We start from the raw sequence: 14,559 nt of genomic DNA on the forward strand, positions 1-14,559 counted from the left end.
GCGATGTTGGTCGATGAATGCGGTTTCGAACGCAGGTGAACGTCATGGCACTTCTTCATGAAGGCCCCCGTGCGGGCGCCACGTCAAACGCACCGCGGTGGAACGTGCCCCTCAAGGTCAATGTTCTTCTGCAGTCGTTTCCGCTGATCGAGGCAATGTCCGTCGTGCTGCTCAGCATCGTCTCGGGAATGGTATATGGTCTTGTGAGTTTCGGACATTTCGCTGAGTACGGCCGGAACTTCGGGCTCGGTGTTGTTGTAGCCGCCCTTTTTTCGACTTCCGCATATGCGCGCGGCCTGTATCTGAGTTCCGAGCCGCGGTCGCTGGCCTCTCAGTTCAAAGAGGTCGTGCTGATCTGGACGGCGGTCTTTCTTTGCCTGTCGGTTGTGGCGCTTGCACTCAAAGTGGGAGACATGTTTTCGCGCCAAGCCGTCATGCTGTTCTTCGTGACGGGACTTGGCGGCATCATCTTTGTGCGCTTGGGCGCCGGACGGCTGTTTGCCTCCTTGACCAGGTCGGACATGCTTGCCAAACCGCAAGTAGTGATCGTAACGCAATCGGACGTGCGCGTGCCAAGTGGTGTTGTCGAGGCAATCGAGGCTTCCGGATGCCAGGTCTGCCAAACGATTACATTGCCGGCTGCATCCGGCGAGGGCTCGCTCCTTGAGTGTATGGATAAGCTCATTGAACATGTGCGTCGGCGTTCTGTCGACGAGATAGTCCTTGCTGTCAGTTGGGCTGACATATCCCTGATTGAGAAAATCACGGCCCACCTTTGCGTGGTCGCGGTACCCGTAAGGCTCCTTCCGGACCACGTCGTTAGCGCGCTCTTGAAGCGACCTGTCGTCAACCTGGGGGGGACGAGGGCGATAGAATTGCAAAGCGCGCCCCTGACGGCGCCTCAGCTCCTGATGAAGCGGCTCTTCGATCTTGTGCTGACCACTGGCGCCCTCCCATTTCTTCTGCCCCCTTTGGCCGTTGTAGCGGCCCTGATTGCGCTCGAATCCAGGGCGCCGGTGCTCTTCTGTCAGCGTCGGGCCGGGTTCAATGGCCGCACGTTCAAGATCTATAAGTTCCGAACGATGACGATCCTGGAGGACGGGCCCGTTGTCCCTCAAGCCTGCAGGGGCGATCCCCGCGTCACCCGCGTTGGGCGCATATTGAGAAGGTTCAGTATCGACGAGATTCCACAGCTATGGAACGTGCTGAAGGGCGACATGTCGTTGGTAGGCCCACGGCCGCACGCGCTCGCGCATGACAGCGAATACAGCCAGATCATCTCTCTCTATCCGGCTCGGCACAAGGTGAAGCCGGGGCTCACCGGCTGGGCACAAATAAATGGCTGGCGCGGCGCGACGCCTGATGTCTACATGATGATCAAGCGTGTCGAACACGATATGTGGTACGTCAACAACTGGTCGGTCTGGCTCGACCTAAAGATCCTGCTTCTGACCATCCCCCGCATCTTGACGGGGCGAAACGCCGTCTAGCCCAACTTTGCCGATTCGAGACCGCTGGGAGGCGATTTTGTGTGGCAAGTGATTGATTTGCAAGCAGTGGCGGCTGGCCGACGACCCGTCGAGTAACTGCCAAGCGACACCTCACTCGGAAAAAGCGAACCTCTTGTTCGACGTTATCAATTGAATACGACTTTGGGTGAGGCTCGACACCATGAGAGGTGCGGCTCTACTACAAAAGGCGCTGTTACAGAACAACTGAATGCAAGCGATGGTCAGTGCGAAAAACAGCGACCGCTCAATGCATAACCTGCGACTTCAAGCAAAAGTGCCCGCACGGCAACGCGTTGGCAAGTTACCGCTTTGGGAGCGGAGGGGGAATGCTATGACTCGAACGATTGAAGAAAGATCGTGTCTCTCTGGTCGTGAGTTCCACTCGAATCGAACGATCTCCACGCCCAGACAAACGAGGATGGCGGCTTCTGTGAGCCCGCAACAAACCCGAACCACTGACCGAACCGCGGGGCCTCCCCTTGTCGAGTATGCTACGGCGAGGTTAGTTCCCCAAGGTCGGCTTGCATGCATCAAAGGGCAAAATATCCTGCTCAGTTCAACGCAGGGGGTAGTCTTTGCGCTCAATGACACTGCGGCGGATATCTGGCGCTCGCTTGAAGAAGGCGTGCCGATCCAGGCTATCTTGGGCGAGATGGCAGCCCGTGGCGTTGATAGGCAAGAGGCCTATGGCTATGTCGAGGCTGCCCTTCAAGACTGGGAACGGCTCGGCCTAATCCAGCCTGCTCCACCGCCGTGCCCAACCGCAGCTCATCACCATATCTGCCAAGTCGTTGCTGTTCCAGGCGTGTGTGCGCGCATACTGTATCCGGCTGCCGTCGCCTTTCCGGCCGCGACCGTATTTGAGCATCTCGAAGTTCGAAACAGGGCCGTCGACGTCCTATTCCATCTGGTTGAGCGTGGGCAGCGGATCCACCTGTTCCGGGATGGCCACTGGACTGATTCCTGTGGTCGAGACGAGATACCCATTATGGTCAAAGGGCAATTGCTGGCCGAAGTGCTTGGGCACAGCGAATATGAACTCGCCCTGCATGCGGCAGCGCTGTTCAAGAACGGCTGCGCGCTCCTCCTTTGTGGTAACCCTGGCTCGGGCAAGACGACGCTGACCTTGGCGCTGGTTCAGGCGGGGTTTGGCTTCGCGGCAGACGATGTGACACTTCTCGACTCGGCCGGACAAGGTATCGGCCTTGCTTTTGCGCCTGCAGTCAAATCGGGATCATGGTCCATTCTCGGACATTATTTCCCCGAACTCGGCAGGTCTCCGGTATACCGGCGCCCCGATCGCAGGCGCGTGCGTTTTCTTGTGCCTAAGGATCATGTCCCTCCCGTTCCCCGGCCAGTGGGCTGGGTGGTCTTGCTCTGTCGGACGCAGGATGCCAAACCTTCCCTGCGGGTGATTGACCCGACCGACATCCTGGCTGGCTTGCTGAACGGCGCCTTTGCCCGGAATAAAGAGCTAAGCAGCACCGCGTTCGACGTTCTTTGCCAAGTCATCCGATCGGCACAGGGCTTTTGCCTGACCTATGCCAAATTGGATGACGCGTTGGAACTGCTGAAGGCGGCGTGCCGATGAAGCCCACCGGGGATGCGCTCGAGGCCCTAATCGCGGGACTTAACGGCCGCCTGGTGGTAACGGCCGACTGGCTGTCGGTGATTGCACTCGCCAACCACACTCTGCTTACGCCCGTTTTGTTCGCCAGTCTTGCGCACACGGGCCAGCTTGACCACCTCCCCGAAGACGTGGGCCAGTATCTTCAGTTCATTTACCGCTGCAACCGGGACCGCAATTTGCGCTTGCGCTGGCAGCTGAATGAAGCCGTTGCTGCCCTCAATCAGGGGGGCATCGTTCCGGTCCTGCTCAAAGGGGCCGTTCCCTTGTTCCTTTCGTCGAGCGGCAGGGTTCCCGACAGAATCATGAGCGATCTCGACTTCGCTGTGGAAACGACCAAAGAAGGGGCTGCCCGGGCTTGTCTTGCCAAGCTTGGCTACGCCGAAGTGACGATCGCCGGTGGCATGGCGCGCCCGCAAGATGTCGGTCTCCTGGAGCTCCGGCCGTACCGGGAGATTGACCGCGAGCCCCCGAGGCTTGCACGCCGTCACGGCCTTAGGGCGAAAATCCCCGCCCCACAGTCGAGGGCCCTCCACTGGATCATGCATGATCTCATCAAAGAGGCGGACTACTGGCGCGGAAGGACCGACTTTCGCCACCTTTATGATCTGGCGCGGCTGGTGGAACAGCATAAGCTGGATTGGGCGGTGCTCCGAACATCCTTGCCCGATCAGAGCGCGCGGAATGCGTTCGATACTCAACTCTTGGCCTTGAGTCACTTCTTTGGCGTCAGAGCACCGGCGCAATATGTGCGGCGTCCATTGGTTCGCTTTCAACACTGGCGGCGCGTCTTCCCCTTGTACCATCCCATCCTCGGCGTTCCATTGCGCCTGGTCGGCAATTCGCTGTGGGGTATGTGGCGACTCCTACATGGCGATGGCTTGGGCGGACGGAGTCCGCTCGACTTTGGACGCCGCGCAACCAGCATCCTCCTTGACGGCGATCTCGGGTCAAAAGTGTAGTAATACTTAATTTCCTGAACTGTATCTTGATGGCGCCTTGTCTTCCCGAAAGGCATATGCCAAATTAGAGCGTTGGAGTTGTTACTCAAGGATGGGAGTACATTCGATGAAGAGCGGGAAGTGTTCCAAAGGAAAGACAGGCAACCATGCCCCGGAGGAACAGGCGCGTCGTGAATTTTTAAAGAATGCCGGGCGTTTTGCTGTTGTAACACCTCCCTCCATTGCTCTGTTGCTTGGCACGAGCTTAAACTCGCAAGCTATTGCCGCATCGCATGGCGCACGTCCCGGGAACGGATGGGGCGACACGAACCACGTCCACTCTGGTCCTCCTGGCCGCAATCCTTAGAATGGTTGCTTTGGTCGTTCTGACCGTTCCGCGTCTCTGCGGTCTATCCTGATCCCGTCTAAGAAAGGGTCGACCGCAAGGATGTCAGCAGCGCATGCCGAGACTGAACGCGTCCGTTAGAGGTTGCTCAAGTAGGACAGCACGGTCCGCGCGCCGGTCGCAACGATCACCTCCGCCGGCATGCCGGGCCTAAGTTTCTCGCGGACCTGTTCGGGGAACTGAGAGACCTGCACGGAAACCTTTCATTCGTAGTAGGGCTCACGCGTTTCGACCGGCGGCTCTTCGCCGGACGGTCAGAGTGTCGTCATCAGGGGATGATCTCCATCAAGGTTTCGCCGGCGCGAACCGACGGCTCCTATCGTGTGTACCTTACCGACAACGCTCCCGGTCCGCGGTGCGCGTTCCGTCGGTTGGGCACGTCATCTGCACGTGCAGCTTTTCGCCAGCTTCGGCGAGCTTGGCGACTTGTCTCGGCAGTCGTGACCAGTTGCTGCCGGCGCTCGTCGGCCCGAACGTAGCGCCGGCGCCCGACCAGCGACGCCGCAAACAGGGCGCCCCGCAGATTTCCTGGTTAATAGCCAGGTAGGCACCGACTCCCATAATGGCCGTCTGAATGGGCCATGCGCAGAAACTTGGACATCGCAAGAAGGGTGCCGCCGCGCTTGCCCGCGCTGACGGAGTAACCGAGCCCTTCCTCGGGGATACCGGTGCACCATGACCGTAGCAGCGGGCCTATCCCGAGCCGCCGGCGCTACCGTCGGCCGTTCCCAAAGCGGCCTGACGGCATGCTACGAACGGCTCGCGATGGCGCAAGATGTCGACGAGAGAGCCGAAGTACGATCGGGTAGGCTGCCGTGGAAAAGGCGGGGCTGTGGGCTCTGGTTGCCCGCGCATCTGCCTTCCTGCTGGTTAGGAGAGGGACAGCCCGCCAGGCGGTCAATTGTAGGTTGGCCGATAGACGGGTGCTCCCGCGGCGCAACCGGACGCGTTTGACTGGAGAGAAGCAAGCACCGGTTTCCTGCGGCTATAAGGCTTGCCGCGGCGCATGCCGAATCGGCGGCTCCTCGCAGTGACGATGGAGCTGTTCCCGACCCGCTACGCAGATCTGGGCCTTTAGCGATCCGACCGGATCGTAATGCCCGCATGGATACCGGAACTGCACGAACTTGTCTCAGTGCCGAGGCGTCCGCTGCTTCAAGGATCAGGGTATCCGTTCGATGAGAAGCCAAGTCGCGCAATCGCGACGCCGGCGACCCAGGCGCCGGCAATGACCCAGTCGACACGTCATAGCCCTCGTGCAGCTCCAGGATGAAATCGTGAACGCCGGTGAAAGATGCCCGCACCACGGGCATAACCGGATCGGCGAGCATCGGTCCGCACGGACAACTACGGAAAGCTCACAACTCGAGTCTGTTCCATCCCGACGACATCGGGATGGAAGTCCATACCGGGCTCCCCTTTTGGTACGCTGACCTTCGGTTCGGGATCATGGCTTTGAGGTACTGTGATCCAGTCCTTATTTGGCCAGGGCAGCCCCTCGCCGGATGTTAGTTCCCCTCGCAGTCCTTCAGGTCACATAGAACGAGGCTGCGGTAAGCGACAGATGTGGGGAAAGGGTGGCGAACTGCGTTTGAGATGCGCCGCCGGCTCCGTCACTGTCGAAAGAGACCGCCCCGGTTTCACTGTTGTAGATGATATGATCGGAGCTGTCATGCGCGGCTGCACCAACAAAGAAAGCTTTGAACGGAAGCCCTCCCGACTGAAGCCCGGCAAAAACGGTATCGCTGAGATGGAACGTATCCTGGGAGCGCTTGAAGTCGGTGATCTTGTCGACATTGCCGGCTCCAAGAGCCGTATTGAACGAGAAGGCATCGTGGCCTCCGTAACCGGTCAAGGCGTCGGCGCCGAGCCCGCCGTTGATGACATTGTTGCCGGCATTTCCCTCGATGGTCTGGGCGAACTCGTTGCCGGTGAAGCTCATCGATTTCGTGCCGGACGGGTCGTTGGTGGCGAGATGCTCGATCTCCGAGCCGGCCGAAAGCGCATAGTTCACCGAGGCGATTACACTGTCGTCGCCGCCGCCCACTGCCTCAACCGCCTTCTCGCTGGCATTATCGACATAGTAAGTGTCGTTGCCGCCATAGCCGATCATCGCGTGGCCGCTGGTGCCATGCAATACATCGGCGCCGCTGGTGCCGTACAAGGTGCCATCGCTGGTGTTGCCGGAAGGAGGGATAGTCCCGGTTGCAGACGCAGTATCGGTCCCGGTCGAGCCAGTGGTCGGGGGAGTGACGCTCGCGCCCGTGACCGTGTCGGTCGAGCTATCCCCTGCGTAGTCCCAGGTGAACTGGTTATCGACGTGTGCCACTGGGGTGGCGGTGGGATCCTCGTGCACATCGGCTACGACGGCCTTTGACGCGTCCCAAATGATGTTGTTGGGATTGCCAGGGTTGGTGTAGCTCGAGTTCAGGACGCTGACCCCGCCGGAGCTTACATTCCAGATCAGTCCATTCGACGAGGGAAGCCCGCGGCCTTGATCCTCATCGATACCGTCGAACGACCTCGTGTGATCGAAGGTCACATCGCTCGCGTAGGAAGAAAACGCGCCATTGCCCTGATGGATGGCATCAACGTGATCCACCCTGCCGCCGGTCGATCCGTTCTCGAACATAACGGCCACGCCGGTCTGAGAGTTGTTACCGTCGATCACCCCATTTGAGATCGTCGTATTCGGGCTGCCGTATACCGAGACGATGTCCTCAGGATGCGAACTGCCGGCGTCGTTTACGGCATAGAAGTCGGTTAGCGAACTATTGCCCGAGTTGTTGAACTGGACGAACTGACCGCGCGGCATTGGGCCGTGGAAGTCGTAGCCATCGACGTGTGAAAGATTCGCGCCGGGCGAGTTCACGAGATAGATGCCAGTCGAGCCTTCCCGCACCGTGGTGTTATGAACGGTCAGGTTCGAGGCGTTTTCTGCGTTGATGTTGTTGATGTTCGGGCTCGTCTCGGGGTCGATTCCCGCCGGCGGGTCGGCGTTGATCACCTCGGTGTTCTCGATCGTGACGCCGTTTGCGCCCGATACCATCACCCCGTCACCTTCGACGTGATGAATAAGACAATTGCGCAGGATGACATTGTCGTGCGTAATCGTGACCGCGTCCCCGTTGGTGACGTAGATGTCAAGATTTTCAATCACCTGGCCATCATACTCCGAATGGATCGGTGTGGTGGTGTAGGTAAGACCCGCCGACGTGGAAGCGGTGGAAATGGGAGCCTCGGTCGTCATGTGTTTCTCCAGTTAAACATTAATAACGCAAGTATCTCGAAGGACATTCATCGACAATAAACGAGTAATCTATCGTCTTAACGAAAATTCGGGAAATACAACCAGGAATTTCATTTGGAGATATAATGCTAACATTCATGACCATAATACGGCGCGGATAAGGCTATACTGAGACTCTCCCGGGCGATCGGCGCTGCGTTCAAGCTTGCGCCTACCTCGAATTGCAGATGTCGCCTAGTATCTCGGATCACGTGTGACCTTACCCCCGAGGAGCACAGCTCGAAACAGGTGATCTACGATGGCTAGCCTGAACTCGGCTACAATTACCGAATGACCCACCTGCACGCTGCCATCGGCGTGAGCAACTGCAACGGCTTCCCGCAATCGTCACGCGGGCGGGGGCAGCTTGCGCGCGATTTGGTGAGCGCCTTCGCGACATCGCCGAACTGGAAACGCCTGCCGAGCCTTGCTGGATTCGCAGCAACTGGCGAAGCTACTGTGTGAAATTCGCCCACTGGTTCGACCAGCGGGGCCGTCTGCCCCGGAAGGGCGCGGCGTTTGCCCTATTGCGATACCGAGGCGACGCGGCAGCACCTCGCCGAGATCAGTCGGAGCGCCGACGACGGCGCATGCGGTGCTGATCCTGATCAGGCCCGATCGCATGTGACGCGGAAACTCAAGGTGCCGGACAACATCACCCTGATGTTCATGCCGCCCGCTCACCGGAACTCAAACGTGCGGCAATTCATAATAAGGGGCTCTCCAACCGTATATTCAAGGACTACGACGAGATCCTCAATCATTGCTGCGCCGCAAGGAACAAGCTCCTCGACCAGCCATGGAAGATCATGTCCATCGGACTGCGCGAATGGGCCGCATCGGTCATGATCACCGCTCGTTGGTTTTATGAGCAGCCGTTTGGCGCGCCAATCTTTGCCATTGGAGTTTGGCAAAGGTCCTTCGTTCGAACGTTTGGGCCGGTAACGTCAATTTTCCAACTCGGGAGAACCTGAGGGCAACGCCCTGTGAGCCGACTATGACAATGTGGTTTTTGGCGGCAGCAAAATGTGCGAGACCGTGCCGTCTAGGGGACAATTTTGATATGCGCCCGGGCGGCGTGCTGCCGCCAATCTGACAGCAACTGGGACAGGCTCGATGATCGGAATTGAGAAGCGCGAGCGCAATGCGACTTCCTGCACGGCAAGCGGTCCGCCACCGATGACGATTGCCTCTGCCGCACCCTCCGAGATAGCAGCCTAACACGCGCGAACCAGGCCCGCTTCAAGGCGGACGGGATCCATTAGTCCGACAACGTCGCCTCGTGTAAGTCGCTCGCCGGTAAGAGAGCCTCGTAACCATATTTGGCCACCCGCTCATGAATAGCCAAGACCAGGCCTGGTGTAGTCGTCACGACCGAGAATCGGAGACCGTCGCTTGCCGCTTCGATGATTCCTGCCTCGGCGATCCCGGCAACCGGAATGCACGACTTTAGGCGCAACTGGGTCCATTCCAGGATCCCCGGCGCCGTGGTTCTGCGCCGTCATCTGCTACGTGCACGACCTGATTTACGGCTTGACGCGTCAGATGAATTAGGATGCGAATCGACCAAGCCGTCAGTCTTGGCAATCGTATCGAGGTAACCATAGCGGAACGGGCCGTCTCATGTTTTTCTTTCATCGGCCCGCGGGAAACCAAGCCCGGTTAATCCTCGCGGCCGCGCAATCCTTTGCCACGATGGGCTGAGTCGGTGAAACCACGAGCTCGGGTTCTTGACCAAAAGCCCCAGGTGGAAGATTCGGGATACGCCTCGATGATGCTGCCCTACGCCTAAAGAGGGTATTTTGGTGTACGGTTTTCCTGGCGTAAGGTTAAAAAAGAAACTGTGCGGTTGGCGCGTGGAGCACCTAATCGACGCGTGTATCCCAATCGCGCCGGGTGAGAAGCGATGATGACAAGGCAATCTTTCATAACCGTGCTTGTCGGGCCAAGCGAGTTACTTCGAGAAGGTGTTAGTCGAATCCTGAATGAAGAAGATTTTCGTGTTCTTTTCTCTACGGCTTCTGTTAACGACCTTCTGCAAAAGCCGCTACCGCATCACCGGTCGATCTTGCTAATCATAGAGATCGGCGGTGCTGATGCGGAAGCTGAATTCGCGCAGATTGCTGAGTTTAAGGCGATTTACCCAGCCAGCCATGTCGTTGCGCTAGCTGATCACTGTCGCACGACCGATATAGTCTCAGCTTTTCATGCGGGGGCTGACGGGTATCTGACAAAGATCGCTGCTTACGACACCTTCATCAAAGCCCTCGAATTGGTTATGCTTGGGCAAACGGTACTACCTGCGGAAAACTCGACGGTTATTCAAGATATAAGGCAAGTTTCGAAAGATGAACCGATAGCTGATGAGTTACCAAAGGTGGAAGGTAAAGTGGAGAGTGGCGATCAAGACCTGGTAATTTTGTCAAATCGCGAGAACTGTATTTTGCGCCGTTTGATCCAAGGGGAGTCAAACAAAGCCATCGCGCGCGAAATCAACATTGCCGAAGCTACGGTGAAGGTACACGTCAAAGCCATACTTCGAAAGATTCGGGTCCGCAACCGAACACAGGCTGCAGTTTGGGCGATGAATCATGGTATGCTTACTCCACCGTCTGGCAACGGCGCGCCGGGGAACGATACGGTGGTACCTCAGCAATCTCACGATCGGCATGATCTACTTGAAGCAAAAAATGCATACCTCGTTTTCGACAATGGTCCTCCTATATGACCTGCGACAGATCTTCGTTCTGGCTGGTGCATTCACTTGCCGAAGCCTCGTTCCCGATCAAGAACGCATGGGCTCAAATCATTCCGGGCGATGGCCGAAGAACCGGTGGAAACCGCATCACAGGGGCGTATCGCTTAGATCCGGGTGTTTTTACCCGTTGTCCTCTCTCTGGCTCAACAGCGGTGGATCCCGAATTAGATCGCCTCAAACGGTTTGAACTCTGTGCGTGATTGAGAAAAATCACAAGGATGACGGATCTTTGCTGCCATTTTGAATTCGAAGGGATTTTTCATTAAATGGGCCAGAAAAAAACTGTTTCTGGTTTGTCGTTCAGCGAAACCCGGATAAGAACGGTTGAAGGCGGAGAATCCGGCCTCCTGGTTCGGAAGTGCGACCAACTGGTGGCGGTCCTTACCCAGATCGACGAGGAAGCCTACTCCACTAAAGGGCAATGGTTCCTCGAATAAAGGCAATGGTTCCTCGAAACGGGATTCGGGCTGCTGAGCAGGCAGCACAAGATTTTCGATACGATCGAGGTCTGGCTAGACAGCAGTTCAGCTGCCGATTCTAATTTTATTGGCAGCAGTCGAATGCGGCCGCGGGACTCACGCAAGTTGGGGCAGTGTTACGCTTGGGCTCACTCCTCAGCCAGAGTTCCTTCTGCGAGAAGATCGTTGACCTTGCAGGCGACTTCCGTGCGGTTGGTCGCCTTTAGTTTCTTCATGATATTGCGGATGTGGACCTTCACCGTGCTTTCGCGCAAATTCAGTTCGTAGGCGATCATCTTGTTCGCCTTGCCGCGCCGGAGCGCTTGCGCAACCTCGGCCTGCCTAAGCGTGAACATGCCTGCCAAAAGCTGCGTGTCGCGGCTGCCCGAATCTATCAGGTGCCGCATGGCAAAGACACTGCTCGCCGGCACGAAGATGCCTCCCGCTGCCGCCAGGTTGATAGCCTCGACGCAGACATCGATTCCAACGGAGGTCGGAATGTAACCGCGTGCACCGCATTCGAGAGCGGCCAGTATCTGGGCAAGGTCTTCGGTGGCGGCCAGGACGATCACAGGGACTGATTTGAACTCGCACGAAATATGCCTGATCTCGTCGGCAATGCCACGATCGGTGACCTTCCGACTGCCAAGGTTGAAGAGTATGGCTGCAAGGGGAGGGGCCGAGCTCTTTCTGACGCGCCATTCCTCGATGGAACCCAAGGCGGCGACATCCATGCCGAGTTCGTGGTCCACGAGAGCCGATGCGAGACACTCGCGGTCTAGAGCCCTTCCGTCCAAGATGAGGAGACATTCCCTGCCTGTCTGCCCATGGACGACTCCGGTTCCGCCGGACGGAATTTCTGACTGATTGGCCGAATTATAATTGTGCAGTCCTGCGGTGGCACCCATGTCAATACTCCCTCTTTCCCACACAAGCCGCCTTGCGCTGGCCGACATGATTTCCGCATTCTCTCGCAGTGAAAGTCTGGTACTGCGCGTTTTGAAGGGTCGAGACTCGATTACCCCATTTGCGTCGTTTTCAGTTCCCTAACCCCAGCGATACCCAGCGTGGGTAAGTGTAGGGGTTATTTATAAGCAGTCTCTAACATAGGTTGCTTTTTTCGTAATTTTCAGGGAACCGATGCCATGCTGGTGCCTCCGGCGATTCAGGTAGACCAAAACTCCTGAAGGTGCCGTTGACATGGTCTGGGCACAGCAGCACGCCGTCCTCGGCGCGCCGTGTTACCTTCGGCAATGATGATGTCGCTGTGACGCACTTTGCCCAGCACGAACGGGGTTGCGTTCCGCTCGGCCCAACCTTCGACCGCCTCGGGCCGGATACGGCTGTCCTCGAGACAGCAAGCCCCGCCAGATGTCCCGCGCACCCGCCAACGACAGCCCCCGAAAATGTCTCCTGGACCTGCTCCGGCGACGGCGAACGGTCGTTTTTCAGCGGAAATTGATCGTCCATGCGCTGCCTTAAAGAGAGATAGCCACTACCTGAGATACTCGCCATCGAATCCGGCCATTTCGACCAGCTTCTTGCGGTTGATCACTTCTACATAGCCTGACTTGAAAGAGACGAGATCGGCCTTGCGGAGCTCCCTTAACGTTCGGTTGACGTGAACCGCGGTCATTCCGAGGATGTCGGCTAGTTCATGCTGGGCAAGGGGACACGCATATTTTCCATGGGCCGACAGCCCAACCATGGAGAGCCTCTCCTCCAACTCGAGCAGGAAATGGGCGGTGCGCCTCATCGCGTTCCGCCGCCCGGTACCCATGAGATGTTCGGCAAGGATGGCGTTCAGGCGCGCCAGGGAGCGGGCGATCTTCTTTCCCATTCGGCCTTCCGACAGGATGGCCTCGTCCAGTTCCTTACTGGAAATTTCATAAACAGCGAGCTCGGTTATTGACGCCAGCGACGCAAGATAGGGTCCGTTCAAGCCACGGAAACCGACGACATCCCCCTTGAGGGGAGTGTCTATGATCTGCCGCTCTCCGTCCGGCAGTGCGTGATAAAGTATGGCCCAGCCCGATTTAATAATGAAAATCTCACCGTTGTCGTCCTCCTGGCGGCATATCACCGAATGGGGTTTATAGGTTTTTGCGGTAACACCGAGAAAATCGTTGTTCCCCCACTCGTTCTTCGACAACGTTCCCCCTATGGGATGCGAGCACATGAACTCCAATAGTGTCTGCATGAAGAATCGCGAACTTGCTTCTGTTCCACACGACTTGCAATAGTTTCTCCCGAACAAATCGACAGAAGGACCTCTTACCCTAGGGGAGGGGTGGCATACTGTCCTCGTCTGTTTGAATGAGGTAAACTGCGTTTAACTTGAAGGGGTTCAGTGGCGGTGAACTCTCCGTGCAGCCGGACAACAGGCCCGGGAACGCTAATCGCATTGCGGTCCCAACACTGTGGCTTGGCTATGGAACGCAAAGGCTGACCCGCGATGCGGATGACAATTAAAGATCGAGCAAAACGTCGCCTTGGGGGCGGCTGCAGCACGCCAGGACGTAGCCTGCCGATTTGTCGTCCAATGTCAGCCCGCCCAGGTCATCCATGACGACTTCGCCGGACAGCTTGGCGATCCGGCACGTACCGCAAATTCCTTGCTGGCAAGCGGTGGGGACGTAAACGCCACATTGGCGGGCCGCTTCCAGCAGGGTCTCTCCGGTCGCGCATTGGTGCGCAATGCCTGAACGCGCGAAGCGGACCGAAGACGAAACCTTTGAAGCCAATACCGAACGCGAAACGTTGCCGCCTCCGAAGCTCTCCTCATGATACTGCGAAGGGGCGAGGCCGATTGCGCCGAGGCAGCCGCGCGCCGCCTTCATGTAGGATTCCGGCCCACAGGCGAAAACCGTGCGGCTGTGGAGATCGGGAACCAAGGTCAGCAGCATCTCACTGTTAATTCGCCCGGTTGGACCCGCCCAGGCCGGGTCTTCCTGAGTGCAAATGCAAGTCACTTGAACATTGGAAAAGCGAGCGGCAAGTGCGTCCAGTTCTAGCCGAAAGATGATGTCGTCCGGCGTTCTCGCACTGTGAATGAAGCGGATATCCTGGTCGGCTGCGCGGTCGGTAAGTGCGCGCAGCATCGACATGACGGGAGTTATCCCGCTGCCACCTGAAAGGAAGAGGGACTTTGCGTGCGGCAGATCGTCGAGATTGAACGAGCCGAGCGGCCCTTCGATCTCGATTCCATCGCCCGGCCTCAAATTGTCATGGAGCCAATTCGAAACGAGCCCGCCCGGCGTCCGTTTAACGGTGATCTGCAGGTCGAGCGGTCGCGTCGGCGGTGACGAAACAGAGTAGGAGCGCGTCACCGCGGCACTGTCGATCGTAAGGTGCACCACAACGTACTGGCCAGCGCTGAAGCAGAACATCCGATCTGAAGCGGGTGTGAGAACGAATGTTTTCACATCGTGCGTTTCCTCAATCACGCGCCGGCAGAGCACAAGCTGCGGCGTGGTCTGTGCCCACTGCCGATGACGCTTTGTTGGGGCGAAGCCGGGGGCTCCTAGGGCCGCGTGTGCATTCATCATTGAACTCGGGTTTGAAGTCGA

At 57.8% G+C, this 14,559-nt stretch carries 10 protein-coding genes; 4 read left to right on the forward strand and 6 right to left on the reverse strand.

Annotated features, from left to right (window positions below; translation table 11 throughout):
- Positions 1-44 precede the first annotated feature (44 nt).
- The 3 genes from AC0L2P_RS12415 to AC0L2P_RS12425 all read left to right on the forward strand — a co-directional run bounded on the left by AC0L2P_RS12415 (position 45) and on the right by AC0L2P_RS12425 (position 4,100).
- Complete coding sequence (locus AC0L2P_RS12415; RefSeq protein ID WP_473501504.1) at positions 45-1,490, forward strand: undecaprenyl-phosphate glucose phosphotransferase; 1,446 nt, start codon at positions 45-47, stop codon at positions 1,488-1,490.
- A gap of 439 nt (positions 1,491-1,929) precedes the next feature.
- Entirely contained in the window at positions 1,930-3,102 is a 1,173-nt protein-coding gene (locus AC0L2P_RS12420; RefSeq protein ID WP_473501505.1) for a PqqD family peptide modification chaperone, read from the forward strand.
- The gene (locus AC0L2P_RS12425) at positions 3,099-4,100 is read left to right on the forward strand and encodes a nucleotidyltransferase family protein (RefSeq protein WP_473501506.1); all 1,002 of its coding nucleotides are present in this window, start codon (positions 3,099-3,101) and stop codon (positions 4,098-4,100) included. The genes AC0L2P_RS12420 and AC0L2P_RS12425 overlap by 4 nt, the downstream gene beginning before the upstream one ends.
- Positions 4,101-6,013: 1,913 nt before the next feature.
- Here the strand turns inward: AC0L2P_RS12425 and AC0L2P_RS12430 are convergent.
- Positions 6,014-7,735, reverse strand: a complete 1,722-nt coding sequence (locus tag AC0L2P_RS12430) for a right-handed parallel beta-helix repeat-containing protein (protein WP_473501507.1) — start codon at positions 7,733-7,735, stop codon at positions 6,014-6,016.
- Between the two features lie 1,300 nt (positions 7,736-9,035).
- Positions 9,036-9,233: an aspartate/glutamate racemase family protein gene (locus tag AC0L2P_RS12435; protein ID WP_473501508.1), complete on the reverse strand. Its 198-nt coding sequence runs from the start codon at positions 9,231-9,233 to the stop codon at positions 9,036-9,038.
- 447 nt (positions 9,234-9,680) lie between these two features.
- Between AC0L2P_RS12435 and AC0L2P_RS12440 the strand changes: the two genes are divergently transcribed.
- Positions 9,681-10,502, forward strand: coding sequence for a LuxR C-terminal-related transcriptional regulator (locus tag AC0L2P_RS12440; RefSeq protein ID WP_473501509.1), 822 nt, complete (start codon positions 9,681-9,683; stop codon positions 10,500-10,502).
- A gap of 194 nt (positions 10,503-10,696) precedes the next feature.
- On the opposite strand, the gene AC0L2P_RS12445 is transcribed toward AC0L2P_RS12440, so the two are convergent.
- The 4 genes from AC0L2P_RS12445 to AC0L2P_RS12460 all read right to left on the reverse strand — a co-directional run bounded on the left by AC0L2P_RS12445 (position 10,697) and on the right by AC0L2P_RS12460 (position 14,535).
- On the reverse strand, positions 10,697-11,017 hold the full coding sequence (locus AC0L2P_RS12445; protein ID WP_473501510.1) for a hypothetical protein: 321 nt from the start codon (positions 11,015-11,017) through the stop codon (positions 10,697-10,699).
- Between the two features lie 122 nt (positions 11,018-11,139).
- Entirely contained in the window at positions 11,140-11,898 is a 759-nt protein-coding gene (locus AC0L2P_RS12450; RefSeq protein ID WP_473501595.1) for a LuxR C-terminal-related transcriptional regulator, read from the reverse strand.
- A 587-nt stretch (positions 11,899-12,485) separates the two neighbouring features.
- Positions 12,486-13,142 carry a Crp/Fnr family transcriptional regulator gene (locus AC0L2P_RS12455; RefSeq protein WP_473501511.1) on the reverse strand — a complete coding sequence of 219 codons (657 nt, stop codon included), beginning with the start codon at positions 13,140-13,142 and terminating at the stop codon, positions 12,486-12,488.
- A gap of 316 nt (positions 13,143-13,458) precedes the next feature.
- Complete coding sequence (locus AC0L2P_RS12460; RefSeq protein ID WP_473501514.1) at positions 13,459-14,535, reverse strand: FAD-binding oxidoreductase; 1,077 nt, start codon at positions 14,533-14,535, stop codon at positions 13,459-13,461.
- Positions 14,536-14,559: the final 24 nt, after the last annotated feature.

This window comes from Mesorhizobium sp. WSM4836, from assembly GCF_055811815.1.

Excerpts from the sequence above, each read along its gene's own strand:
- AC0L2P_RS12415 (WP_473501504.1), top strand. The coding sequence starts at position 45 with ATGGCACTTCTTCATGAAGGCCCCCGTGCGGGCGCCACGTCAAACGCA.
- AC0L2P_RS12420 (WP_473501505.1), top strand. The coding sequence starts at position 1,930 with ATGGCGGCTTCTGTGAGCCCGCAACAAACCCGAACCACTGACCGAACC.
- AC0L2P_RS12425 (WP_473501506.1), top strand. The coding sequence starts at position 3,099 with ATGAAGCCCACCGGGGATGCGCTCGAGGCCCTAATCGCGGGACTTAAC.
- AC0L2P_RS12430 (WP_473501507.1), bottom strand. The coding sequence starts at position 7,735 with ATGACGACCGAGGCTCCCATTTCCACCGCTTCCACGTCGGCGGGTCTT.
- AC0L2P_RS12440 (WP_473501509.1), top strand. The coding sequence starts at position 9,681 with ATGATGACAAGGCAATCTTTCATAACCGTGCTTGTCGGGCCAAGCGAG.
- AC0L2P_RS12450 (WP_473501595.1), bottom strand. The coding sequence starts at position 11,898 with ATGGGTGCCACCGCAGGACTGCACAATTATAATTCGGCCAATCAGTCA.
- AC0L2P_RS12460 (WP_473501514.1), bottom strand. The coding sequence starts at position 14,535 with ATGAATGCACACGCGGCCCTAGGAGCCCCCGGCTTCGCCCCAACAAAG.